Origin of the sequence: Ventosimonas gracilis, assembly GCF_001580025.1 — a bacterium.
Lineage (GTDB): Bacteria > Pseudomonadota > Gammaproteobacteria > Pseudomonadales > Pseudomonadaceae > Ventosimonas > Ventosimonas gracilis.
In genome coordinates, this window is the sequence record NZ_LSZO01000003.1 from 12,843 (window position 1) to 37,018 (window position 24,176).

Genomic DNA, 24,176 nt, shown 5'->3' on the forward strand with positions numbered 1-24,176 from the left:
GAGCAACACAGCGGCGCACAAAATCTGGCCCGTCCCTTCGGGCTGCGCCCAAAATTTCGCCATACGTTGTTGCAGCACTTGCCAAGGTTGTACACATTGGCTGCATGCTGCGCCTAGTCTGGCGAGATTTTGAGCAGCAGCGCGGCTCGCGTTTGAAGCGGGAACAGACCCCAGTGGCGTGCTAAAGTGCACGCTGCATTTTACTAACCTCTTTGCCGATGACCGACAGTTTCGTCACCCGCTGCCCGCATTGCAGCACACGCCTTCGCGTCACCTACGAGCAAATCAGCGCCGCTGTCGGTCTGGTGCGTTGCGGTACTTGTTTTCGCACTTTTAATGCGCATGAGCATTTGCTGAAAGGCAGTGGTGAAGTGGCCTCTGCCGGTATGGACGAGCTGCTGATTGACGATGACCTCGATTTGCACGGTTTGGGGCTGGACGACCTCAATCTGGACGAGGAACTGGCGCAAATTGAGGCGCAAGAGCAGGCATTCAGCAAGGAGTTGCTCAATTTAAGCCAGCAAATTGCAGGCAATGACCGAGACCCAGCGGCTACCGATGACGATGATGCCTGGGCCGAGGCGCTGCTGCGCGAGGAAGGAGAGGACGTTTTATCGTCACTGTCTGTGCAAGGGAAGAGCGATGAGACCCCGTCGCCCTGGTTGCCTTACAAGGAGAGTCTGGACTTTGAGCGCACTGCTGAAAAACCTCCCATTGCTTTGCAACAGCGCCGTCGCAGCAACGCAAAGGCTAAACCTAAACCTAAACCTAAACCTAAACCTAAACCGCAGCCTAAACCGCCTTTGTTTGAACAAGACGGTTTTACCGAAGCGACAGCAGTGGATGAGCCGCTGCTGCCGATGCGAGCACCAAGGCGCAAGCGTACAGCAGTCTGGGCGTTGCTCAGTGTGGCCGCGCTGCTGACAGTTATCGGGCAATATGTGTTTTTCCAGTTCGACAGCTTGGTACGCCAAGAGCGCTACCGTTCCTTATTTAAGGCAGTTTGCTTGACTGTCGGCTGCAAAGTGCCGGACCAAATAGACATCAGCCAAATTCGCAGCAGTAATCTGCTGGTACACAGTCACCCGCAGTTTAGTGGTGCGTTGATGGTCGATGTCATCCTCTATAACCGCGCCGATTTTGCGCAGCCGTTTCCCCTGCTGGAGCTTGAGTTTTCCAATTTGGCCGGTCGTCCTGTGGCTAGTCGGCGTTTTACCCCGTCGCAATACTTGGCAGGTAGCATGCAAGGCAAACTGCAAATGCCGCCGCAAACCCCCATCCATATTGCATTGGAAATCCAAGCCCCCAGCAAGGAGGCGGTCAATTACCGCTTAAACGTACTGCCGCCTGAGTGATTTCTTTAGCGGCAGTCTTTGCTGATGTTGGCGAGCGCACTTTCTGCGCCATCCAAATGAAACACCGCGTTAATCGGTTGTCCCCGCCAAGGCTTGACATGCACTGCCAGTTTTTTGCCGTCTTGTATGCGTTGCACAAACAATGCCGTGTTGTTTGGCAGTGAGGTAATGGTTTTTTCGCCGATGACATCCCACAGGGCGGTGTCACCGGGTTCGTCATCAATGGCATGGGAGACGGCAACCGACTCATCACCCAAGAATTTGTTCCAATTAATCAGTAGCTGCGCCTTTTTATTTTGACAGCGCACAATCAGACGGATTTTTTTCTTGTCATGCGGCCCGGCTTGTATCAAACCATCCAGTTCCGCTCGGTAGATTTGTTCAAGCGTCAGTGGGTCAGTAGTTTTGCTGACCCTCCATTCTTGACTGTGTGGATGCTGGCTGTTTGCCAGCGTTTCACAGGGTGGCAACAGACAAAATAATAGGGCGCAGGTGGTTTTTTTCATTGATACCGTCCTGAGGTCAATTTTTAAGGCAGAAAAACCCCTTTCAGCATAAATCGTACCGTTGTTGCCGAGGTAGTTGCAGACAGGGGATAACGGGGGTTGGCAAACGACCGCCGCAGCCAGCGACTTAAGCGGCTGTTTGGATGGAGCACCATTGTAATGATGCGAAGGTCGATGAAAAGGCTTTCCAGCGGTTAATCGGATTCATTGCTGGATAAATCCTCAAAATCGGTTTTGAGGTTTTGCTCCATCTGGTCGAGTTCCGTCAGCAGACTTTTAAAGGACAGTTCACTGCGTTCATGGCCTTCTTTGGGCAAAGGTTTGCTGATGATGCAAGTTTGGCTTGGCATTGGCGGAGGTGGCAGGACGTCCATTTGGGGCAATTCGGCTAGGCTTTTTAGGCCAAAGTAGTCGAGAAAAATTTTTGTTGTGGCGAGCAATTCCGGCTTGCCAGGTACGTCACGCTGGCCGACCACGCTAATCCACTGCCGCTCTTGCAGGGTTTTGATCATCGAACTGTTTACTGTCACGCCGCGAATATCTTCAATTTCCCCACGGGTGATGGGGCCGCGCCAAGCAATCAGCGCGAGGGTTTCCAGCAGTGCACGCGAATAACGCGGGGCGCGTTCTTCCGTTAAGCGCGCCGTCCAAGGCGCAAAACAGGCGCGAATTTGCAGACGAAAGCCACGGGCGACTTCCACCAGTTCAACGCCGCGCCCTTCGCACGACTGAGCAAGCAGCAATAGTGCCGCACGGATTTGCGCCGCTTCTGGTCGTTCCTGTTCATCAAATAATTCGCGCAGCTTTTCGGCCGAAAGCGGCTCATCGCTTGCCAGCAAAAGGGCTTCCAAAATGGCGGGCAAGGGTTCGTTCATTGGCTTTTTGTGCGCAGATGAATGGTGGAAAACTCGGCATTTTGCACCAGTTCCACCAAGGATTCTTTAACCAATTCAAGCAGCGCCATAAAACTGACGACCAAACCCAAGCGGCCTTCGCTGGCACTGAGTAATTCGTTAAAGGGTACAAAAGCGCCGCCGCGTAAACATTGCAACAGTTCGCTCATGCGCAGCCGCACCGACAGCGCCTCGCGGCTGATCTGGTGATGGGTTAAGTGTTCGCTACGCTGGATGACCTCAGCCAATGCCGCGAGCAAGGTATCCAGTGTGACCTCTGGCAGGCGTTTGCGGCGCTCAAAAGCGGGAGCGGGCAGCTGCGCCAGGATAATCTCGCGTTCAAGGCGTGGCAGTGCGTCCAGTAATTCGGCGGCTTGCTTGCACTGTTCGTACTCTTGCAGACGGCGGATCAGTTCGGCGCGTGGGTCTTCTTCGTCGTTTTCCGGCGGCGGGCGCGGCAGCAGCAGACGCGATTTAATTTCCGCGAGCATCGCCGCCATGACCAAATATTCGGCGGCCAAATCCAGTCGCGCCGCCTGCATCAGTTCGACGTAGGCCATGTACTGGTGGGTAATTTCGGCGACCGGTATATCCAAAATATCGATGTTTTGCTTGCGGATTAAATAGAGCAGTAAATCCAGCGGCCCGGCAAAGGCTTCGAGAAAAACTTCCAGCGCATCCGGCGGAATGTATAAATCCTCTGGCAGTGCGGCGAGTGCTTTGCCGTAGACACGCGCTTCAATCATCAGCAAAAGGTGCTGGGTCGCCGCAGCCGATGCGCAGTAGTCGCGCCTGCCCTTCGCTTAAATCAATTACGCTGGAAACCTCGGTGCTGCCGTAACCGCCGTCGATAATTAAATCGACTTGATGCTCCAGCATTTGCCGCATTTCGTAAGGGTCAAAAAGCGGTAGCGGTTCATCCGGCAAAATCAGGCTGGTGCTAAACATCGGCTCGCCCAGTTCAGCCAAGAGTGCCTGTGCGATGGGATTGCCCGGGATGCGCAGACCAATGGTGCGGCGCTTGGGATGTTGCAAAATACGCGGTACTTCACGGGTAGCGGCAAGAATAAAGGTGTACGGGCCGGGCAGGTTGTTTTTCAGTAAACGAAAAGCGGCGGTATCCACGCGGGCAAACACGCCCAATTGCGACAGGTCGCTGCAGGCAAGCGTCAGATTATGCTTGTCATCCAAACGGCGCAGGCGGCGGATGCGTTCCAGCGCGTTTTTATCGCCAATGCGGCAACCCAGTGCGTAGCAGGAATCGGTGGGATAAATCAGCAAGCCCCCTTGGCGGACCATTTCTGCCGCTTGATGAATGAGCCTTGCTTGCGGGTTGTCGGGATGGATTTGGAAAAACTGGCTCAAGAGACCTCCAATGGCATATGAGGTTTTGCCGGCAGCCGCTCGGCAAGATAAGGCCAAAGCGGCGTTAAATCGGCGGCAGGCGTTCGGTACAGCCCTAATTCGCAGTAATCGAGCGACGCGTGAAAATCACTGCCGGCGCTTGCCAGCAGGCCAAATTCGCGGGCGAGACCTGCGAGCGTACCAAGCTGCTGTTCACCTTGCATACCGCATGCGACTTCCAGCGCATGACCGCCCGCCGCGCAAAAATCGCTAATCAGCCTGCGCCGCTTACTGCGTGTTAACGGATAGTGACAAGGGTGCGCCAGACTAATCCAGGCACCGGCGGCGTGCAGTGCAGCCATTGCATCATCGAAAGGCGGCCAGTGCTGCTTGACATCGCAGACTTTGCCCGCGCCCAGCCATTTATGGAACGCCTCGCGGCGATCACGGGTAAAGCCTTGTTGTACCAAGTAATCGGCAAAATGCGGCCGCGCCGGAGCGTTGTCTGCCGGTGCCTTTTGACAGGCGCGAGCGCCTTGCAAAGTCCCGGGCATGCCGCGAGCGGCAAGGCGGCGGTCGATTTCTTCAGCGCGTTGCCAGCGCCCTTGCTGCAAATCCTGCAAGCACTGCGCAAATAAAGGTGCGTTGGCATCAAAGCCATAGCCCAGTAGATGCACCGTCATCCCGCGCCACAGGCAAGAAAGCTCCACGCCGTCCACCAGTTGTACGCCCAAAGACTGCGCTGCCGCTCGTGCCTCGGCCAGCCCGCCGGTACTGTCATGGTCGGTTAAGGCCAAAAGCTTGACCCCTCGCTCGGCCGCTCGCGCGACCACAGCGGCAGGCGCAAGTGCGCCGTCGGAGGCGGTGCTGTGACAGTGCAAATCAAACGGATGCAAAGGCATGGAACTTGGGTCTGGATAAGGGTTTGCTATTATGCGTGCTCTTGTCTTGGCAAAGGTCGTTTATTCGTGAAACAACTGTTGGATTTTATCCCGCTGATTTTGTTTTTTATCGTCTACAAAATCGAACCGCGCAGCATAGAGCTATTGGGGCAATCACTGACTTTCGGTGGGATATTCAGCGCCACTGCGGTATTGATTGCAAGTTCCCTGCTGGTCTACGGCGCTTTGTTTATCCGTTATCGCAAGCTCGATAAAGGCCAGTGGCTCACCTTAATCGGTTGCCTGGCCTTTGGCGGATTAACCCTTGCGCTGCACGATGAAACCTTTTTGAAATGGAAAGCGCCCATCGTCAATTGGCTGTTTGCCAGCGCGTTTGCCCTAAGTGCTTTTATCGGTGACAAGCCCATCGTCCAGCGCATGTTGGGGCATCTGGTCGAACTGCCCGCAGCGCTTTGGTTGCGGCTTAATATGGCTTGGGTGCTATTTTTCTTGATTAGTGGCGCGGCCAATCTGTTCGTGGCCTTTACCTTTGACAGCATCTGGGTGGACTTTAAAGTCTTCGGCAGCCTCGCCATGACCTTAGTGTTTCTGCTGGGTCAAGGTGTCTTCCTCGCCCGCCATATGAAAGGTGCGCCAGTTTCACTCGAAAAAAACAAGGAATAATCCATGCTCTATGCCATTGCCGCACTGGATGCGGCTGATTCCAGTGAAAAACGCCTCGCGGCCCAGCCGGCACATATTGAACGCCTTTTGCAATTAAAAAACCAAGGCCGCCTGATCATGGCAGGCCCCTTGCAATCGGGCGACAGTAGTGAAGCGCCCGCCTGCGGCAGCTTGATCGTCGCTGAATTTGACTCGCAGCAAGCCGCGCAAGACTGGATAAATGCCGACCCCTACTTTGTCGCTGGGGTTTACGCCAAGGCCAAGGTGCGGCCTTTTCTTAAACGGCTGCCGTAAATAGGGTCTGTTCCCGCTTCAAACGCGAGCCGCGCTGCTGCTCAAAATTTCGCCAGACTAGGCGCAGCATGCAGCCAATGTGTATAACCTTGGCAAATGCTGCAACAACGTATGGCGAAATTTTGGGCGCAGCCCGAAGGGACGGGCCAGATTTTGTGCGCCGCTGTGTTGCTCGTCGTTCATTTGCATGAGCAAATTTCTCTCCTCGCGCCTTGCTGCGCACAAAATCTGGCTCCGTCGCGGCCACGTTTGAAGCGGGAACAGACCCTAAGCGCCTGTCCAATCGCTGACAAAATCCGCTGTATCGAGTAGCGCTGGGCTGCGCCGTTCACCGATGACGGTGCCGAGATAAATAAAGCCGACGATGCGCTCGTGTTCGTCCAATCCAAGCCCCTGCATGACAGCGCTTTCATAAGCCAGCTCGCCGGTTCGCCAAATCGCGCCGATGCCTTGCGCATGCGCGGCCAGCACAATGGCATGCGCCGCGCAACCGGCTGAAAGCAGTTGCTCGATTTCGGGCATGCGCGGCGAATGCAATCGGGCAATCACCACCACCAGCAACGGTGCCCGCAACGGCGCACTGCGGGCGCGCGCAAGCACTGCGCTGCTGGCGTTCGGGTCTTTTTGCAGCAGTGCCTTGGCGAATAAATCCCCCAACCGTTCGCGTGCTGTCCCTTCAATACAAACAAACCGCCAAGGCCGCAGCCAACCGTGATCCGGCACATGCAATGCGGCCTGAAACAAGGCTTCGCGCTGCGCCAGCGTAGGCGGCGGCTCAGTCAAACGATTTTCCGATACTCGCCCATGCAGTGCAGTCAAGGCTTCCATAGTGATCTCCGGTTAAACAGACCCGCGCATCATAGCCTCTCCCGCATGCGAGCGAGAGAAAGCGCCCGGGCAGGGGAGAGGGTGTGTCGCATGTGCCTTAAGCCTGCGGCACAGTTAGAATGGCGAGCTTTTAGCGGGCGTGAGCGCTGTTATGCCTTTGCCGATTTTGCGGCTGATAGGATTTGTTATCGGCATTTTTTTGCTCGCGCTGGCGGCGAGCTTGCTGGTGCCGATAGGCTGCCTTTTGTGGTTTGAACGCTGGACGGAACTCGCGGGTTTTTTCCATGCGGGTCTTATCACGCTTTCGGCCGGGCTTGCACTTACCCTGCCTGGCCGCCCGAAAGGGGTCAAGCTGCGTCCGCGCGATTTGTATTTTTTGACCGTCAGCAGTTGGCTTTGCGTGGGTCTGTTTGCGGCTTTGCCGTTTTGTTTTGCAGACGCGCTTGAGCTTGACTTTACTGATGCGTTTTTCGAGAGCATGTCCGGTATTACTACCACCGGTGCGACGGTGCTTTCCAATCTTGATAGCGTATCGCCCGGTATTTTGCTCTGGCGCTCGCTGCTGCATTGGCTGGGCGGGATTGGCTTTATCGGCATGGCGGTCGCCATTTTGCCGATGCTGCGTATCGGCGGCATGCGCCTGTTCCAGACCGAATCCTCGGATCGCTCGGATAAGCCGCTGCCGCGCTCGTATCGGGTGGCGCAGTACATCGTTGGCATTTACAGCGTACTGACGCTGTTGGCTATGCTGGCTTTTTATTTAGCTGGCATGCGTCCGTTCGATGCCATTAACCACGCCATGTCGGCGATTGCCACCGGTGGCTTTTCCACCTCGGACCAGTCGCTGGCGCATTGGACAGCGCCTGCCGTGCATTGGGTTGCGGTAGTGGTGATGATTTTGGGCAGCCTGCCGTTTGCCCTCTATGTGGCAACGCTGCGCGGACGGCTTCTTGCGTTGCTAAAAGACCAGCAGGTACGCGGCCTGTTCGGGTTGCTGCTCGCCAGTTGGCTGGTGCTTGGCTTGTGGTACGGGCTAACGCGCAATCTGCCGTGGACGGATGCGCTGCGCCATGTCGCGCTCAATGTCACTTCGGTGGTGACTACAACAGGTTTTTCGTTGGGCGATTACAGCCTGTGGGGCGGTTTTGCGCTGATGCTGTTTTTTTACTTGGGCTTTGTCGGTGGCTGCTCGGGGTCTACTTCCGGTGGCATCAAGATTTTCCGTTTTCAGGTGGCCTTGATTTTGCTGAAAGCCAATTTGCGCCAACTGATTCACCCCAACGCCGTGATCCCGCAGCATTACAACGGCCAGCCAGTGGATGAAGAAATCGTTCGCTCCATTTTGGCTTTCTCGTTTTTTTTCAGCATCTGCATTGCGGTGATTGCGCTGGGGTTGGCGCTGCTGGGGGTTGACTGGCTGGCCGCGTTGTCTGCCGCGGCGGCTTGTGTTTCTGGCGTAGGCGCAGGTCTGGGGGAACTGGTCGGCCCTTCCGGCAACTACGCCAGCCTGCCAGTGGCCGCTAAATGGCTGCTGTGTGCCGGTATGTTAATCGGGCGGTTGGAAGTGATTACCGTGCTGGTATTACTATCGCCTACGTTTTGGCGGCATTGATTGTTTTCTGGCAGAATGCTGCCTCTTTTTTAGTTTGTTTTTTAGGACTTTGGTATCGTTTTGAGCGGCTCCGTCCCCAGATTTACCCATTTGTTGGGCAGTGTTGGTAGTCTGCTGGGTTTTAGCGATTATCGCCTACGGCAAATTTATCAACGCGCGGCTCTTTTGCGCTTGCCATTTACCCCACCCCCGCCGCTTTCCCCCAGTGTTTGGTGGCCGCAAACGGGCTTGACCTGTCTTGCCAGTTTGCCGCGTGGTGCTTTATCCGGCCCGGTACAAGAGGACAAAGCGGCGGCTCATCGCGCACTGGCGAGATTGGTCGATGAAACCCATGAAACCTATGCAAGCCTTGAACTGCGCAAGATTGACGGACTGGCCGGCTCGCCAGGCGAGCCATTTGCGCATCTGGAGGACTTGGTCGCAAGTCATCCATGCCGCCGTTTTCGCATCCTCAGCTATCAGGACTTTGAGCGCGTTATCAGCTTGGCATTGCCACGCTTTCTGGCGGGTGAAAGCACCCGCTTATTGACGGCTGACTGGCTGGGCGGACGGCTGTTTTGGGCGGGCGAACGACAACGTGAAGCCTTGGCTTGTGCCGTGGTTTATGCGCGGGTGCGTGGACTTTCCGTCAGCCTGCCCGCACAAGTGACGCGCTATCGACTTAATCAAGCGGGATTATGCGCATTCCAAGAGCAGTATCACGCGCTGTGGATGCCGCCACAGGCATGGACTAGCGCGGGATTTATGCATCTACTGCTGGAAAACCATATCCCTTATGCACGACTTACCAAGCTGCATCCAGACTATCAAGAAGTCCTGCTGTTGCCCCGCACGCGAAGGCGCAGCAATGCACTGGGCTTGGGACTGCTCAAGGCCGGCGCTTTTGATGCTGTAGAGTGGCTTGCCAAGTGGGTTGCCGCACAAGCGTCCATTGACTGATTGACCATGTCTAAGCCCAGCGCGGCCTTACGCACGCTTAAAGCGGTTTTTGGTTACGAACAGTTTCGCGGGCAGCAGCAGGCAATTATTGATTGCTTGCTGGCCGGGCAAGACGCGCTGGTGTTAATGCCAACCGGTGGTGGCAAATCGCTTTGTTATCAGCTTCCCGCGCTACTACGTGATGGTCTTGCCGTGGTGGTTTCGCCGCTGATTGCGCTAATGGCTGACCAAATCGCCGCACTGGATGAACTCGGCGTATCGGCGGTAGCGCTTAATTCCACACAAAGCGCCGAGCAGCAGCGCGAGATTGCCAAGCGGCTACGCGAGGGGACGATCAAACTCCTCTATTTGGCACCGGAGCGGCTGGTTCAGCCGCGCATGCTGAGCTTTTTGCAATCGCTTGAGATTGCGCTGATAGCCATTGACGAGGCGCACTGCGTTTCGCAGTGGGGGCATGATTTTAGGCCGGAATATTTACAGCTTGGCCCGCTTGCGCAGTACTTTAAGCACGTGCCGCGTATCGCATTGACGGCGACCGCCGATAAGCGCACGCGTGAGGAAATCGCCACTCGCCTGCAACTGAATAACCCACAGCGATTTGTGGCGAGTTTTGACCGTCCGAATATCTTTTACCGCATTGTGCCGAAAACCAAATCCGCCCAGCAGTTGCTGGATTTTCTCAAAGGGCGCAAGGGCGAGGCGGGTATCGTTTATTGCCTATCGCGCAAAAAAGTGGAAAACACCGCCGAAATGCTGGTCAAAGCAGGCTACCCTGCACTGCCTTATCACGCCGGATTGGAAAGCGACGTGCGCGCGGCCAATCAGCGGCGTTTCTTAGCCGAAGACGGGCTGATTATGGTGGCGACCATTGCCTTTGGCATGGGTATCGACAAACCCAATGTGCGCTTTGTCGCGCATCTGGATTTGCCCAAATCCCTCGAAGCCTACTATCAGGAAACCGGTCGCGCTGGACGTGACGGCCTGCCCGCTGATGCCTGGATGGCCTACGGCTTGAGTGACGTGATTTTCCTCAAAGAACGACTGCAACAATCCGAAGGCAGCGAAGCGCACAAACGCCTTGAACAGCACAAGTTAAATGCCATGTTGGGATTGTGCGAGATGGTCGGCTGCCGTCGCCAAGCGCTGCTGGCCTATTTCGATGAACAACTGGCCAAACCTTGCGGACACTGCGATAACTGCCTTGAGCCGCCGCAAACCTTCGATGCCACCGAAGCCGCGCGGCAAGCCTTGTCTGCCGTCTACCGCAGCGGCTCGCGCTACGGTGCCAATCATTTGATTGAAGTACTGCGCGGCAGCCGCAGCGAAAAAGTCAAAAACGCCGGACACGACAAGCTCTCAGTATTTGGTATTGGCAAGGCGCTTTCTGATGAACAGTGGCGCTCGCTGTTTCGCCAATTAGTCGTTAAAGGCTTGGTGGATATTGACGACAGCGGCTACGGCGGACTGCGCTTGACCGAAGACTGCCGCCCATTACTGCGCGGCGAGGTTAGCTTGGCACTGCGCCGTGAAAATGCCGATAAAAAACGGCATACCGACAGCCGCCACCATGCCCTGATACAACCGCAGCAGCAAGCCGATTGGGACAAACTGCGCCGCCTGCGCAAACAACTGGCCGACGAACACGGCGTGCCGCCCTATGTCATCTTCCACGATGCCACCTTGATCGACATGCTGGAACAAAGACCCAAAACGCTTAGCCAGATGGCGCTGATTTCAGGCGTCGGCGCACACAAGTTAGAGCGCTACGGGCAGGCGTTTTTACAAGTGCTCAATGGCGGAGAAGTGACCATTGACTTGCGCTCTGAACTTATCCGCTTAGCCGAACAGGGCATGCCGCCCGGACAAATCGCCGAACAACTTAAATGCAGCGAAAAAACACTGTGGCGGTTGCTCAGCGAGGCCATCGGCAAGCAGCAATTAACCTTACAAGTGCTAGGGGTAACGCCTGCTTTATTGGAGGCGATACAAGATGCCTTTCTCGAAGGTGACGGTGAACTGCCTGCCGTCTCCACCCTTGCGCCCCATTTTGCTGAACAAGTGCCGGAAGGCGTGTTGCACTGCATCCGCTCGGCGCTGCAAGCGGAACTGGCGGGCTAACCGTTCCGCCATAGCCCGTGTGCTTGATTATCCGTTTATTCGCTTCAATCGTTTAACTTGCCTTTTGTCTGCTTGTTATGCATTAAAACTAATCACTGCTATCCTGCTTTTGATAATACTGCCCGTAATGAAATATAAATAAGTAAGGAGATATAAAAATGAAACATAAACAAGTAAGGGTCAGCATGTCGATTGAAGTCATTGGGCTTCGTAATTTTGTTGACGTATTTTTAATTAGAAAAATAGCTTCTACACAACAATGTATTTTGAGTGTTGCTTGAAGACTTCACTGCGCCCAATTCTCTATTCGTATTCCTGATACTCGTTGAAACTCCCGAATATTGTTGGTCACCACAATCAACCCACAAGAGCGTGCGTGCCCGGCGATCATTTGGTCGTATGCACCGATGGGCGTTCCTGATTTTTCCAATTCTGCGCGAATCTGTGCAGTATGAAACGCGGCTTTCTCGTCATAATCCAATACAGACAGCCGTCTGGTAAATCCTTCAATATCACGCAAATTTCGCTCCGGTTGTGCGGATTTTTCTGCCCCATACATGAGTTCCATTACGGTGACAGAGGATACGCACAATCGCCCTTGCTGCTGTTGAAATTGCGCACGCGCGGCAGCGGGGCGATTCTTGATGACGTAAATGGCAATGTCGGTATCCAGCATGTACTTGAGCATGCTAAAAACCTTCCCGCACCTGCGGCATGGGTTGATTGCGAGTCTGCATAAAATCGTCGCTGACGCCTTGCGCATCAAACCACGAATCCCACGCGGTGTCCGCTGGAACAATGAGGCGGGCAGTACCCAATGGGATGATGTCAACTTTTTTGACCGAATCAGGCAGTGCTACTGCCTTGGGCAGCCGGACGGCCTGGCTTTTGTTGCTTTTGAATACGCTGGCCTGTTCCATGATGCACCTCTGCGAGCTGTTGATGTGGAGTGTGGGCGATAGCCAAGGATATGTCAGTAGGATATACCAGTTTCACTGGCTACAACCATTCAGCATAGGCGCTCACATCAATCATCGGTACTGTGCCACCAAACACAGCGGTAAACGGCAAATCCAGCACTACGACCAGGGCTTGCCGCCGTCTATACCGAACACGACAACCAGCAAAAAGGCAAAGCCGCCCACTGGTGCTACGCTTACGATCCCTTTATCTGGCACGTCCACATCCTGCCGCTGCACAAAAAGCTGCGCCAGCAGATGGCTAGCGCTTTGCACCGCGTCAACAGGCGCTGACCAGCGCATTTGCCACTATCACACCAACCATATGGGCACACTACGGGAGTTGACTTCTATCATGGTTTTGTGTTTTTTATGACAACACAAAATTACAAAATCCACCTCTTTGCCTATTTGTTAGGTGCTGCCATCTTACTTTTGAGAACACTACCCGCAATGAAATATAAACAAGTAAGGAGATATAAAAATGAAAGCTAAACAAGTAATGGCCTGTGTGTCGAGATGTGGTGGAGTCGATAATCTTTATTTGTTTATCGACAGAAAATCAATTGAAAAAAAACTAAATGCTCATATTGAGTCTATTTTGCCAAGAATCAACACTGAAGGCCTGGCGGGATGGGGGCTGGATTTAATTGTTAATTTCCAATGCACAGACTTCATTGTGATTGATAATAATATCGGGGAATCCAAGGGGGATTCTACAGAAACACAATGCCCAATTTGTGGTGATGACTGTGGTGATGACATGGAATCTTGTGATGATGACATGGAATCCAATAAGCATTCTACAGAAACAGAGCGCCTGTTTTCAAAAAAATACGAAGCTTCAATTATCATCCCCATTCCCGATAATACGCAAGCGCCTTATGGCATGTGGCCTTACGAAAGTTGGAAAATTGGAGATTTTTCTCCAGCAAGCGGCACCGACTGCCATCTTTTGGATCCTGAGTATGATCAATATTCCGGTCTTGAACAATATATTCTTGTTTCAGCAATCAAGGCGATAGACTTTGGCTTCAGCAAAGGTTTCACTTGTGCCGGGAAGGAAATAATCTTTTCAAGATTGATAGACGCTCCCATACTGATCCCCGCGGATAGGGGGAACGCAATAAAATATAAACAAGCAAGGGTGCGCATGGAGATTGAGCTCCCCGGGCTTGATGATGTTGTTGACATCGATTCAATCAACAACAAACTAAATGCTTATGTTGAGTCTATTGCGCCAAGCATAAACATTGAATGCCTGTCGGGGTGGATGCTTGTTTTTCACGTTAATCACTTCTGCGTAGACCTTATTGCGGTTTATAAAAAACTTTCGAGGGATTCTGCAGAAAAAGAATACATCATTCCAATTGCCATCCCGCTCCCCGATAATACGCAAGCGGCTTATGGCATGCTGCCTGGTGAAGATGGAAAAACTGGCTCTTTTCGTCCAGTAGAAAGCAACCACTTCTATCCTTTGGATCCTGAGTATGATCAATATGACAATCTTGAACAATATATTATTGAGTCAGTAATAAAGGCGATAGACTTTGGCCTCAGCAAAGGTTTCGTTATTGGCAAGGAAATAAGCTTTAGAGGATTATCTGCGATTATTAATCCCGCATTTCCCCTTTCTCGCAGTCAAGTCGTACTAAAATATCAGCAAGTAAGGGCCCGCATGTCGATTGAAGTCCAAAGGCTTGGTCATTTTGCTGACATGGAGTCAGTTGGCGAAAAAATAGACGCTTATGTCGAGTCTATTTTGCCAAGAATAAACATTGAAGATTTGCCTGGCTGGAGGCTGTTTTTACTCACTGATTACCTGTGCACAGACTTTATTGGGATTGATGAAAAATTCAAATGGTATCCTTCGGTTAAAGAATGCGGGATTTCGATTGTCATCCCCATCCCCGACAATACGCAAGCGCCTTATGGCATACTGCCTGACAGAGATGTAAAAATTGGCTGTTTTCGTCCAGCAAGAAGCAACTACTCCCATGTCCTGGATCCTGAGTATGAGCAATATGTCAGTCTTGAACAATATATGGTTGCGTCAGTAATCAAGGCGATAGATTTTGGCTTCAGCAAAGGTTTCGATTGTGATGGGGGGAAAATAAAATTTCAAGATTGATGGCTGCCCGCACATGACTCTCCCCTCATATGGCCTTTCGGCGGCGAGGGGATTTTTTGGTAAATCGTAAAAAATAATGGAGTACGTAATGAAATACGAACGATTCAAATTCCACACGCGGACTCATGAAATCACTGGGCTTTATCCTTATGCTGACATGTACTCAATTGAAAAAGAAATAAATACTTATTTTGAGTCCATTTTTCCAAGAATAAACACTGAAGACCTGTCGGGATGGAGCCTGGCTTTCTTCATTTATTACCGATGCACAGACTTCATTGCAATTGATAAACAATTTACACGGTGTTCTTTAGATAAAGAGTGCGAAATTTCAATGTACATCCCCATCCCCGATAATAGGCAAGCGCCTTATGGCATACCGCCTATCGATGATGGAAGTATTGGCTCTTTTCATCCGGCAATAGAAAAGATCTGGCATCTTGCGGAACCTGAGTATGATCAATATGTCAGTCTTGACCAATATGTTCTTGCGGCAACAATCAAGGCGATAGACCTTGGCTTTAGCCAAGGTTTCACTTTTTATCGGAAAAAAATAAAATTTCAAGATTTATAATGACTCGCACGTGAATATCCCCTCATATCGCCTTTCAGCGATGAGGGTTTTTTGGGGTAAAGCTATAAAAATGGCAGCCGCAGCAAAAGCGCATCGGCCATCCGCTTATCCTTCAAACCGTTAATGTCACTGTTCTATCATATAGGGAATACGTAATGGAAAATAAACAAGTAATGGTCCGCATGAGGGAAGATGAACACCATGGGGTCTATGGGGTTCGTAATTTTGCTGACCTGGATTCAATTGGCAAAAAAATAGAAAATTATGTTGAGTCTATTTTGCCAAGAATAGACATTGAAGGCCTGGCGGAGGGATGGAAGCTAGACTTATTTATTGATTGCGAATGCACAGACCGCATTGCAGTTTATAAAAAATTTTATCAGAAGACTGAAGATAAAATATACGGGATTTCAATTGACATCCCCATTCCCGATGAGACGCAAGCGCCTTATGGCATGCCGCTTGACGAAGATGGGAAAATTGGCCGATTCTATCGAAAAGATATCGGTCTCTACCATCTTTTGGAACCTGAGTATGATCAATATGTCAATCTTGAACAATATATTCTTTTGTCAGCAATCAAGGCGATAGACTTTGTCCTCAGCAAAGGTTTATATTCTGATGGGAAAGAAATAAAATTTTCAAGATTTATAGAGACTCCCGCATTAATCCCCGCGCATCGGGAGGATGTAATAAAATATAAACAGGCAAGGGTGCGCATGGCGATTGAAGTCCCCAGGCTTGGTAATTTTGTTGACATCAATTCAATCAACGAAAAAATAAATACTTATCTTGATTCTGTTCCGGAAAGAATAAACACTGAAGACCTATGGGGATGGGGGCTGATTTTCCGCATTAATGCCTTCTGCATAGACTCCATTGCAGTTTATAAAAAAATGTGGACAAATGCACACGGTAAAGAATATATCATTCCAATTGCCATCCCCCTCCCCGATAATACGCAAGCGGCTTATGGCATGCCGCCTGGCGAAAATGGAAGAAGTGGCTGTTTTCTTCCAGTAGAAAGCGACCACTTCTATGCTTTGGATCCTGAGTATGATCAATATGTCAATCTTGAGCAATATATTATTGAATCAGCAATCAAGGCGATAGACTTTGGCCTCAACAAAGGTTTCCCCCGTGATGGGAAAGAAATAAAATTTTCAAGATCCTATGCTTCAGAATTACCCACCCTTGGCAGGAATTTCGTAATAAAATATAAGCAAGTAAGGAGCAGCATGCCGATTGCAGTCCAAAGGCTGCGTCATTTTGCCGACATCAATTCAATCAACAAAAAAATAAATGCTTATGTTGAGTCTATTTTGCCAAGAATCAACATTGAAGACCTGTCGGCGGGATGGCGGCTATCTTTAATCACTGATTACCTGTGCACAGACTTCGTTGGAATTGATAAAGAATTTAAATGCTATCCTTCATTTAAAGAATACGGGATTTCGATTGCCATCCCCATCCCCGATAATACGCAAGCGGCTTATGGCATGCCGCCCGGCGAAGATGGAAAAATTGGCTGTTTTCATCCAGCAAGCAGCAACTGCTCGCATCTTCTGGATCCTGAGTATGATCAATACGATGATCTTGAACAATATATTGTTGCCTCAGCAATAAAGGCGATAGACTTTGGTTTCAAAAATGGTTTCGATTGTGATGGGAAAAAAATAAAATTTCAAAAATTATGGCGGCTCGCACATAACTCTCCCTTCATATCGTCTTTCAGAGACGAGGGGATTTTTGCTTAAGCGTAAAAATAAGGGAATCCGTAATGAAACATAAACAAGTAAGTGCACTCATGTCGATTAACGTCCCCGGGCTTGATGATTTTGTTGTCATGGACTCAATTGGCAAAGAAATAAATGCTTATATTGAGTCTATTTTGCCAGAAATAGACATTGAAGACCTATCAGGTTGGAGGCTGACTTTCGACATTAATTCCTTCTGCACTGACCTTATTGCGATTTATAAAAAATTTTGGTGGTATCCTTCAGATCGGGAATACGTCATTTCAATTGCCATCCCCATCCCTGATAATACGCAAGCGCGGTATGGCATGCTGTCTGGCACAAATGGAAGAGTTGGCTGTTTTCGTCCAGTAGACAGTAACCACTTCTATGCTTTGGATCCTGAGTATGATAAATATTTCAGTCTTGAGCAATATATTCTTGCGTCAGCAATCAAGGCGATAGACTATGGCCTTGCCAAAGGTTTTACTTGTGGTGCGAAGAAAGTAAAATTTCAAGATTTATAGCTGCTCGCACATGACTCTCCCCTAATATCGTCTTTCAAGGGCGAGGGGATTTTTGCTAAAGTGTAAAAATAAGGGAATCTGTAATGGAACATGAACACATAAAGATACACACGCGGTTTGACGTCACCGCGCTTTGTGATTTTGCTGACATGGACTTTGTTGACGAAAAAATAAAGATCCATGCCAAGTCGATCTTGCCAAGAATAAACATTGAAGACTTCGCGGGATGGAAGCTGGTTTTCGACATTGATTTTAGATGCGCAAACTTCATTGGAATTGATAAAAAAATAAGACGGCTTGAATCAGGGCCATATGATTCATTTAAATATAAAGAGTACGTCATTTTAATTGCCATCCCCATCCCCGATAATACGCAGGCACCTTATGGCATACCGCCTGTCGAAAATGGAAGTCTTCGCCCTTATAGTTCAGGGATACCCAGGCGCAAACCTGTTATGGAAGTTGCAGGAAAAAGTACGCGCTTCCGTCTTTTGGATCCGGGCTATAATCAATATGTCAAACTTGAACAATATGCTCTTGCCTCAGCAATCAAGGCGATAGACTTAGCCTTCAGCAAAGGTTTTACTTTGGGCGGGAAGAAAATAAAATTTCAAGATTTATAGTGAATCGCACATGACTCTCCCTGCATGACTATTGTGGCAAGCGGTTTATTCTAGCTGCCAGCGGCAAGAGAGCGGATAGCGGCGGTCTTTGCCGAAGGCGCGTTTAGTGATGCGGGTGCCGATGGCGGCTTGGCGGCGTTTGTATTCGCTGAGGTCGACCCGTTGCAGTACGTGGCGCACCGTTTCGGCCTCAAAACCCGCCAGGACAATATCGGCGGCGCTTTGGTCTTGCTCAATATAGCGCTCAAGGATGGCATCGAGGATGGGGTAGGGCGGCAGCGAGTCTTCGTCTTTTTGCCCGGGGGCGAGTTCCGCTGAGGGCGGACGGTCAATAGTGCGCTGCGGGATAATCGGCGAGAGGCTGTTGCGATAGCGGCACAATTCAAATACGCGGGTTTTCGCCACATCTTTAATCGGCGCAAAGCCGCCTGCCATATCGCCGTAGAGCGTAGCGTAGCCAACCGCCATTTCACTTTTATTGCCGGTGGTAAGCAGCAGTTTGCCGCTTTTGTTCGATAGCGCCATCAACAGCGTGCCACGGCAACGCGCTTGCAGGTTTTCTTCGGTAGTGTCCTTGGCAAGACCTTCAAATAGCGGCTGCAAGCCCTGCTGGAACGCCTCGACCATCGATGCAATCGGGATGACCTGATAATTCACGCCGGCAGCGCGAGCTGTTGCCTCAGCATCTTCCAAGCTGATGGAGGAGGTGTAGTGGTAGGGCATCATCACTGCCTGAACTTGGTCTGCGCCCAGCGCATCGACCGCCAGTGCCAGTACCAGCGCCGAATCAATACCGCCGGATAAGCCCAGCAGTACGCCGTTAAAGCCATTTTTTTGCACATAGTCGCGCAGACCCAGTACCAAGGCTTGATAGATACTGGCCGCCTCAGAGGGCAGCGGGGCGATTTCAGCGGGTTTGGGGATCAGTCTTTGTCCGTTCCAGGCAAAATCCAGCACGTGCAAGCCTTCGCTAAAAGCGGGCGCTCGATAGCAAAGCGTGCCATCGCTATCGACCAGACAACTGCCGCCGTCAAACACCAGTTCGTCCTGTGCGCCGATCAGATTGCAGTAGACAATCGGCATATCGCCTTGCTGTGCGCGTTGTTTTAGCAATTGTTCGCGTTCGAGTTGTTTGCCGATATGAAAGGGCGAGGCGTTTAGCGTGAGCAGTAGTTTGGCTCCGCTGTCCCTCGCTTGTTGCATCGGCTTGTTGTGCCAGAGGTCTTCGCAGATCGCGATCGACAGTGGGATGCCTTTTACGGCAAAAGTGCAAGGCTGCTCGCCTGCATTGAAATAGCGCTGTTCATCAAATACCTGCTCGTTCGGCAGATATTGTTTGTAGTAGCGGCTAAAAAACGCCTCGCCTTGAATAATCGCTGCACAGTTATAACGCTTATCTTCGGTTGCCTGCGGATAACCAAGGATGAGTGTTATCCCGCGAACTTCAGCGAGCAGGCGCCGGGTGGATTGTTCAATGCGCGTTTGCATGGCCGGGCGCAGCAGCAAGTCTTCTGGCGGATAGCCGGTTAATGTAAGTTCAGGGAAAACAATCAGATCCGCCTGATATTGGTCACGCGCGATCTTTGCCGCTGTAATCACCCGTTCGGTATTGCCTGCAATATCGGCGACCACAAAATTAAGTTGAGCCATCACAACGCGCAGATGGGATTGCATGATCAGTTCCTGTTTAAAGCGGGCAAAGGTTGCACCTTAACTTTGCGGCGCACGCCTGCCAAGGCACCGCGCAAGGTTTTAAGGCTGCGCTTAAGGCGGGCGGTATTGAGCGGCTTGGCGGCGTACTGATGGGCTTCATAAGTGTCAATAAAGTCGGCTATTGGCCTTGCGGCTGCGGGCAGGGCGGCGGCTGCGCGAGTGGCAAAATGGCGCGGCGCTTCGCCTTGCGCGCGCTTAACACCCTGTGCGGCGAGTAGCTGCTCAAAACGGATAAAGGCACGCTGGCAGGTGTTTTTTCGCCCTTGCCAAGGCTTGAACAAGGCAAGCACCAGCATCGCCAAAAACAGTGCAAAAGCGCCGCCGATCGCCAGCAGGGCTGTTCTGTCAAGACGGCTTAGCAGTTCCAGTCGTTGTTCGTTTCGATAGCCCAGCACCCAAAGCTGCCAGTCGTATTGCAAGTCTTCTGCGAGCAGGCGCAGTTGATTAAGCCAGGCAATCGAGCGGTAGCGCTGCGAGGCGGCAATGCCACTGCCTTGCGGCAAGGTTTCGCCCGCAAGTGCGGCTTCAAGGCCACGCTCAATCCGCTCGGGGGCTACCGCAAAGGTGGGGTCAATGCGCCGCCAGCCTTTTTGTTCGTGCCAGTATTCGACCCAGGCATGCGCATCGTACTGACGTACCTGTAAAAAGCCGGCGACTTCGTTCCATTCGCCGCCCTGATAGCCGCTGACCATCCGTGCAGCTATACCGGCAGCACGCAGCACAAAGACGCTCGCCCCGGCGTAGTGGGCGCAAAAGCCATTTTGTGTGTCGAATAAAAAGCTGTCGATGCTGTCTTTGCTTAAGGCTTCCGGCGTTAGCGTGTAGCGGTAGGGCGCTTGTTTAAAGCGAGCGAGCAGGTCGTTCACTAAGGCCTCGGTATCGCTTGCGTGTGTCTTGCGCAAGGCTTCGGCCAAGGCGCGGCTGCGCGGATTGCCGTCTTTTGGCAGGCGTCGGCTGATGTCAAGGGCGCGTTCGTTGTCGGCGTGCCTTTCTGCGTACGGCCAACTGCTGGCACGGTAGTGCAGTGGGCGGTCGATAAGGTTGGGGTATTCCACGCGAAAATCAGCCGTTTGGCGCAGTTGTGGCAGGTGGATTTGACCCAGTTCGAGCATCGGCAGCCAATTCTGGTAAGAGGGCTGCAAGGTCATCTGGTAGTCAATACGCGAGCCTTTGGGCTGCCAAGGCGGCACTTGCCGCGAGGAAGCGGCAAAACGTGACTGCGACCAGCGCTTGCCGTCGAAGTTGTCAAGCGTAAGGGCGCGCCAGTACAAAAGCGGTTGCGGCGGTGGCAGGCCATCGTTAAAACGGGCGCGAAAAACCAGCTCATCGGACAGCGCAAGTTCGGCAATATCGCTCACGTCCATGCTGTTGGAAAGTCCGGTTAGCCCTTTACCGCCTGCCATCGGCAGTACCCAAAGTGGGGAAAACCTTGGGAAGAACACAAACAAAAGCAGCATCAACGGCAGCGCCTGCGCCAGCATCAGGCTGCATAGTTTGAGTGCCTGCCAAGGTTTGGCAGAAAAACGTGGGTGCTGCAAACCACAGAGCGCCGCCAGCAGTGCCAGCAAGGGCAACAGGCTGTAGAGCGTGAAAAGAAGACCATCTTCAAACAGCCAAGCCGTCACCAGTACAAAAAAGCCGAGCAAGATCAATACCTGTGCGTCACGGCGGCTGTTCAGTTCCAGCAGTTTGATAAAAAAAGTGGCGACCAGCAGCAAGGCGGCGGCATTCAGGCCAATCAGCGTATCGCGTGATAAATACACGCTAAAGCCAATAAGAACGACCAGCGCAAGGCGCAGGGTGCGTCCCGGTAAGCGTGCACGCATGCGGTAAATCTGTATCCGCCAGCAGGCGCAGCCCAGCCAGAGAAACAGCGTCCACAGTGGGATATGCGAGCCATGCGGGGCAATCACCAGCGCTTGTGCAAATAACAGCCAGAACAGGCCGCTACGGCTTAGGCTGTCATCGATTTGGGATTTCATGGCGCTCTCCCATACAGGGCGAGTGCTTGCAGGCAGATGGCGCGGTGACTGTCACCGTGGCCGGCAGGGATGTCTTGATCCGGCAGGCGCAGGCCAAAAGGCTCTGTGCTATCACAGCGCTTAAGCACTTGATGGCAGAGCAGTGACAGGCGCGTTTCGTGGTCGCCTTGCAGCGCGGAAAAATCCAGCCAAGGCTGTGCGCCTTGCAGCGCGCTAAATTCTTTAACCAATAATTCGCCGCCGCGCGAGAAGGCTTTCCAGTGAATACGTGCCAGCGAGTGACCGGGCTGCCAGTCGCGCAGCCCTTGGAAATCATCCACCCCGATGCCCGCGGCTTGCTGCTCGCCCTCGCTATCGGCGCTGCCAGTGGATAGTGGGCAATCGCCAGCCAGCGGGCGTGGATAGACCAGTACACGCTGCTCCAGGCGGACATGGCTCCAAACCCGCCAAAGCCCGAGCGGGAACAGGCTTTCTATCAGCAGAGGCTCTGGCTTAAGCCAGCCGCGCTGATCGGCCGGATATTCCAGTTCCAGTCGGATGCTGCCCGCGGCGGGTACGTCCAATAGTTGCAGGGTGTTTTTATCAAAGCCAATGCGAATGGCTTGATGGGCGCGTTTATGGCTCAAAAGGCGTACACGAAAACTCACCAGGCCACCGGCAAATACGGGCGGGTTGGCTTCGGCACTGATCGTTAGACCGCTTAAGTTTCGAAAGCTGTGCAGCAGGGTGATAAAAAACAACGACAGCAGCAAAAAGACCAGCCCATAAGCAAGGCTGTGCTGGTAATTGATGCCGACTAGCAAAATCAGCAGCAATGTCAGCAAAAATGCCAGTGCAAAGCGGCTCGGCAGGACAAAAATACAGCGTTGCGACAGCGTGATTTGTGCGCCTTGGGGGCTTCTGCCGTTAAGCCAATGGCGCAAACGCGCCTTCACAGTACCGGTACTTCGCGCAGCAGCCACTGCACCAATGCGCCGCTTTGCCCATGCACGGCGGCGCTATCGCGCAGGCGATGTGCGGTGACTGCGGGCAGTACGGCTTGTACGTCTTCTGGAATAAGGTAGTCGCGGCCGGCGAGAAACGCCCAGCCACGTGCGGCAGCGAGCAGTGCCAAGGCGCTGCGCGGGGATAATCCCAGCGCAAATTGCGGGTGACTGCGCGTCGCGGTAACGAGGCGCAGCAGGTAATCAATCAGCGCTTCGCTGGCGCGCACTTTTTGTACGGCATCTTGCAAGGCGGCCAGTTGTTGATGATTGAGCAGTGGCTGTATGTCTTCCAGCAAATCACGGCGAGATTGACCCAGCAGCAGGGATTTTTCCACGGCAAGCGACGGGTAGCCCAAGGACAGGCGCATTAAAAAGCGGTCGAGCTGCGATTCCGGTAGCGGGAAAGTGCCGCCCTGATGGGTCGGGTTTTGTGTGGCGATCACAAAAAAGGGCTGTGGCAGCGGGCGGGTTGCGCCTTCAATGGTGACTTGACCTTCTTCCATCGCCTCAAGCAGCGCACTTTGGCTTTTTGGTGTGGCGCGGTTGATTTCATCGGCGAGCAGCAGTTCGGTAAAAATCGGCCCGTCGTGAAAGACAAACTGGCCGCTGTTTTTATCGAATACGGAAGTACCCAAAATATCGCCGGGCAATAAATCGGAAGTGAACTGTATCCGCGCAAAAGAAAGCCCCAGCACCCGAGCAAGGGTATGGGCAAGAATGGTCTTGCCCATGCCGGGTTGGTCTTCGAGCAATAAATGCCCGCGCGCGAGCAGGCAGGTCAGTGACAGGCGAATTTCGGTTTCTTTACCCAAAATCACCTTGCCAGCGGTTTTAAGACAGTTATCAAGCAGGTTTTGCATAATCATTCCCTGCCGCTTTACTTAAACAAGTAAAGCGGCGACTACAAAATAAATTCCAATTTTAAGTATTGCTTGACCAATAAAATCTGCACAACGCCATTTTTGTAACGGTAAACCACGACAAAGGCACGGCCGATATAAGGGATAACCCATTTTCGGTATTCGGCCTCCATCTCCTCAATCGGCCTGCCTGCTTCCGGGTAACTGGCGATGGTATGGATGCCACCGCGTATCAGTTTGATGGCACGTCTGGCCGCATCCGGGTTTTTTTCTTGCAGAAAATCATGACAACGTTTGATACCCAGCAAGGCGCTGCGCGTCCATATCAGACGTGACATTTAGGTATCTCCACAGGCTCTCCTGCTTCCAATCCGGCAAGCCAGGCATCGGCTTCGGCATGAGTTAAGTGCAAATCACTGACACTGTAATCCATCCAGGCCTTGAGCGCTTCTTGCCTTAATTTTTCTTTTTCCCCTTCGCGCTGCGCGTATTCACGGATGGCTTCACGAATCATCCAGTTGACGCTGCGCTTTCTGGTATTTGACAACAACTCCAACAACTCTTTGGTGTCTTCTTCCAGTTTGACTGCGGCTACGTTGACCATAATCCCGTCTCCCCTTAGAACGAACGC

At 52.3% G+C, this 24,176-nt stretch carries 27 protein-coding genes; 12 read left to right on the top strand and 15 right to left on the bottom strand.

The window, feature by feature from the left end; genetic code table 11:
• The first annotated feature begins 218 nt into the window (after nucleotides 1-218).
• Entirely contained in the window at nucleotides 219-1,355 is a 1,137-nt protein-coding gene (locus AXE65_RS00075; RefSeq protein ID WP_068386227.1) for a DUF3426 domain-containing protein, read from the top strand.
• 5 nt (nucleotides 1,356-1,360) lie between these two features.
• On the opposite strand, the gene AXE65_RS00080 is transcribed toward AXE65_RS00075, so the two are convergent.
• The 5 genes from AXE65_RS00080 to AXE65_RS00100 all read right to left on the bottom strand — a co-directional run bounded on the left by AXE65_RS00080 (nucleotide 1,361) and on the right by AXE65_RS00100 (nucleotide 5,000).
• Nucleotides 1,361-1,861 (bottom strand): type VI secretion system-associated protein TagO, encoded by a 501-nt coding sequence (locus tag AXE65_RS00080; RefSeq protein WP_068386230.1) that lies wholly within the window; start codon nucleotides 1,859-1,861, stop codon nucleotides 1,361-1,363.
• Between the two features lie 194 nt (nucleotides 1,862-2,055).
• A complete protein-coding gene (scpB, locus tag AXE65_RS00085) occupies nucleotides 2,056-2,736 on the bottom strand; it encodes an SMC-Scp complex subunit ScpB (RefSeq protein ID WP_068386233.1) in 681 nt (226 codons plus the stop codon).
• Nucleotides 2,733-3,500, bottom strand: a complete 768-nt coding sequence (locus AXE65_RS00090) for a segregation and condensation protein A (protein ID WP_068386236.1) — start codon at nucleotides 3,498-3,500, stop codon at nucleotides 2,733-2,735. The genes scpB and AXE65_RS00090 overlap by 4 nt, the downstream gene beginning before the upstream one ends.
• A complete protein-coding gene (locus AXE65_RS00095) occupies nucleotides 3,493-4,119 on the bottom strand; it encodes an L-threonylcarbamoyladenylate synthase (protein ID WP_068386239.1) in 627 nt (208 codons plus the stop codon). The genes AXE65_RS00090 and AXE65_RS00095 overlap by 8 nt, the downstream gene beginning before the upstream one ends.
• On the bottom strand, nucleotides 4,116-5,000 hold the full coding sequence (locus AXE65_RS00100; protein WP_068386241.1) for a PHP domain-containing protein: 885 nt from the start codon (nucleotides 4,998-5,000) through the stop codon (nucleotides 4,116-4,118). The genes AXE65_RS00095 and AXE65_RS00100 overlap by 4 nt, the downstream gene beginning before the upstream one ends.
• A 66-nt stretch (nucleotides 5,001-5,066) precedes the next feature.
• Here AXE65_RS00100 and AXE65_RS00105 point away from each other — a divergent pair, with 66 nt between their 5' ends.
• Both AXE65_RS00105 and AXE65_RS00110 read left to right on the top strand, forming a co-directional pair.
• Nucleotides 5,067-5,663, top strand: a complete 597-nt coding sequence (locus AXE65_RS00105; protein ID WP_068386247.1) for a septation protein A — start codon at nucleotides 5,067-5,069, stop codon at nucleotides 5,661-5,663.
• Nucleotides 5,664-5,666: 3 nt separating this feature from the next.
• Nucleotides 5,667-5,957: a YciI family protein gene (locus AXE65_RS00110; protein ID WP_068386250.1), complete on the top strand. Its 291-nt coding sequence runs from the start codon at nucleotides 5,667-5,669 to the stop codon at nucleotides 5,955-5,957.
• 267 nt (nucleotides 5,958-6,224) lie between these two features.
• Here AXE65_RS00110 and AXE65_RS00115 read toward each other — a convergent pair whose 3' ends face one another.
• Complete coding sequence (locus AXE65_RS00115; RefSeq protein WP_068386254.1) at nucleotides 6,225-6,785, bottom strand: nitroreductase family protein; 561 nt, start codon at nucleotides 6,783-6,785, stop codon at nucleotides 6,225-6,227.
• A 151-nt stretch (nucleotides 6,786-6,936) separates the two neighbouring features.
• On the opposite strand from AXE65_RS00115, the gene AXE65_RS00120 reads away from it, so the two are divergent.
• The 4 genes from AXE65_RS00120 to AXE65_RS14250 all read left to right on the top strand — a co-directional run bounded on the left by AXE65_RS00120 (nucleotide 6,937) and on the right by AXE65_RS14250 (nucleotide 11,735).
• Entirely contained in the window at nucleotides 6,937-8,397 is a 1,461-nt protein-coding gene (locus AXE65_RS00120; protein WP_068386256.1) for a TrkH family potassium uptake protein, read from the top strand.
• 60 nt (nucleotides 8,398-8,457) lie between these two features.
• Nucleotides 8,458-9,336, top strand: a complete 879-nt coding sequence (locus AXE65_RS00125) for a DUF6685 family protein (protein WP_153015342.1) — start codon at nucleotides 8,458-8,460, stop codon at nucleotides 9,334-9,336.
• Nucleotides 9,337-9,342: 6 nt separating this feature from the next.
• Nucleotides 9,343-11,454: a DNA helicase RecQ gene (gene recQ / locus AXE65_RS00130; RefSeq protein ID WP_068386261.1), complete on the top strand. Its 2,112-nt coding sequence runs from the start codon at nucleotides 9,343-9,345 to the stop codon at nucleotides 11,452-11,454.
• Between the two features lie 158 nt (nucleotides 11,455-11,612).
• Nucleotides 11,613-11,735, top strand: coding sequence for a hypothetical protein (locus AXE65_RS14250; RefSeq protein ID WP_275574846.1), 123 nt, complete (start codon nucleotides 11,613-11,615; stop codon nucleotides 11,733-11,735).
• A 5-nt stretch (nucleotides 11,736-11,740) separates the two neighbouring features.
• On the opposite strand, the gene vapC is transcribed toward AXE65_RS14250, so the two are convergent.
• The 3 genes from vapC to AXE65_RS00145 form a co-directional block, all read right to left on the bottom strand.
• Nucleotides 11,741-12,142 (bottom strand): type II toxin-antitoxin system tRNA(fMet)-specific endonuclease VapC, encoded by a 402-nt coding sequence (vapC, locus tag AXE65_RS00135; protein ID WP_068386265.1) that lies wholly within the window; start codon nucleotides 12,140-12,142, stop codon nucleotides 11,741-11,743.
• Nucleotide 12,143: 1 nt separating this feature from the next.
• Nucleotides 12,144-12,374 (bottom strand): type II toxin-antitoxin system VapB family antitoxin, encoded by a 231-nt coding sequence (gene vapB / locus AXE65_RS00140; protein ID WP_068386268.1) that lies wholly within the window; start codon nucleotides 12,372-12,374, stop codon nucleotides 12,144-12,146.
• 159 nt (nucleotides 12,375-12,533) lie between these two features.
• Entirely contained in the window at nucleotides 12,534-12,716 is a 183-nt protein-coding gene (locus tag AXE65_RS00145; protein WP_068386271.1) for a hypothetical protein, read from the bottom strand.
• Nucleotides 12,717-12,897: 181 nt separating this feature from the next.
• Here AXE65_RS00145 and imm9 (AXE65_RS00150) point away from each other — a divergent pair, with 181 nt between their 5' ends.
• The 5 genes from imm9 (AXE65_RS00150) to imm9 (AXE65_RS00170) all read left to right on the top strand — a co-directional run bounded on the left by imm9 (AXE65_RS00150) (nucleotide 12,898) and on the right by imm9 (AXE65_RS00170) (nucleotide 18,004).
• Nucleotides 12,898-14,544: an Imm9 family immunity protein gene (gene imm9, locus AXE65_RS00150; protein ID WP_068386274.1), complete on the top strand. Its 1,647-nt coding sequence runs from the start codon at nucleotides 12,898-12,900 to the stop codon at nucleotides 14,542-14,544.
• A gap of 88 nt (nucleotides 14,545-14,632) precedes the next feature.
• Complete coding sequence (gene imm9, locus AXE65_RS00155; protein ID WP_068386278.1) at nucleotides 14,633-15,118, top strand: Imm9 family immunity protein; 486 nt, start codon at nucleotides 14,633-14,635, stop codon at nucleotides 15,116-15,118.
• Between the two features lie 155 nt (nucleotides 15,119-15,273).
• The gene (imm9, locus tag AXE65_RS00160) at nucleotides 15,274-16,875 is read left to right on the top strand and encodes an Imm9 family immunity protein (RefSeq protein WP_068386281.1); all 1,602 of its coding nucleotides are present in this window, start codon (nucleotides 15,274-15,276) and stop codon (nucleotides 16,873-16,875) included.
• 23 nt (nucleotides 16,876-16,898) lie between these two features.
• Nucleotides 16,899-17,381, top strand: a complete 483-nt coding sequence (gene imm9, locus AXE65_RS00165) for an Imm9 family immunity protein (protein ID WP_068386284.1) — start codon at nucleotides 16,899-16,901, stop codon at nucleotides 17,379-17,381.
• A gap of 83 nt (nucleotides 17,382-17,464) precedes the next feature.
• Nucleotides 17,465-18,004 carry an Imm9 family immunity protein gene (gene imm9, locus AXE65_RS00170; protein ID WP_068386287.1) on the top strand — a complete coding sequence of 180 codons (540 nt, stop codon included), beginning with the start codon at nucleotides 17,465-17,467 and terminating at the stop codon, nucleotides 18,002-18,004.
• Nucleotides 18,005-18,049: 45 nt separating this feature from the next.
• Here the strand turns inward: imm9 (AXE65_RS00170) and AXE65_RS00175 are convergent, their stop codons facing one another.
• The 6 genes from AXE65_RS00175 to AXE65_RS00200 are packed head-to-tail and all read right to left on the bottom strand — an operon-like array spanning nucleotide 18,050 to nucleotide 24,149.
• Nucleotides 18,050-19,678: an NAD+ synthase gene (locus AXE65_RS00175; RefSeq protein WP_068386289.1), complete on the bottom strand. Its 1,629-nt coding sequence runs from the start codon at nucleotides 19,676-19,678 to the stop codon at nucleotides 18,050-18,052.
• A gap of 2 nt (nucleotides 19,679-19,680) precedes the next feature.
• Nucleotides 19,681-21,699 carry a transglutaminase TgpA family protein gene (locus AXE65_RS00180; protein ID WP_068386292.1) on the bottom strand — a complete coding sequence of 673 codons (2,019 nt, stop codon included), beginning with the start codon at nucleotides 21,697-21,699 and terminating at the stop codon, nucleotides 19,681-19,683.
• Complete coding sequence (locus AXE65_RS00185) at nucleotides 21,696-22,634, bottom strand: DUF58 domain-containing protein (protein ID WP_068386295.1); 939 nt, start codon at nucleotides 22,632-22,634, stop codon at nucleotides 21,696-21,698. Before AXE65_RS00185 ends, AXE65_RS00180 begins: the two co-directional genes overlap by 4 nt.
• On the bottom strand, nucleotides 22,631-23,545 hold the full coding sequence (locus AXE65_RS00190) for an AAA family ATPase (protein WP_068386379.1): 915 nt from the start codon (nucleotides 23,543-23,545) through the stop codon (nucleotides 22,631-22,633). The genes AXE65_RS00185 and AXE65_RS00190 overlap by 4 nt, the downstream gene beginning before the upstream one ends.
• Before the next feature lie 41 nt (nucleotides 23,546-23,586).
• Complete coding sequence (locus AXE65_RS00195; protein ID WP_068386298.1) at nucleotides 23,587-23,883, bottom strand: type II toxin-antitoxin system RelE/ParE family toxin; 297 nt, start codon at nucleotides 23,881-23,883, stop codon at nucleotides 23,587-23,589.
• Entirely contained in the window at nucleotides 23,871-24,149 is a 279-nt protein-coding gene (locus AXE65_RS00200; protein ID WP_068386301.1) for a CopG family ribbon-helix-helix protein, read from the bottom strand. The genes AXE65_RS00195 and AXE65_RS00200 overlap by 13 nt, the downstream gene beginning before the upstream one ends.
• Nucleotides 24,150-24,176: the final 27 nt, after the last annotated feature.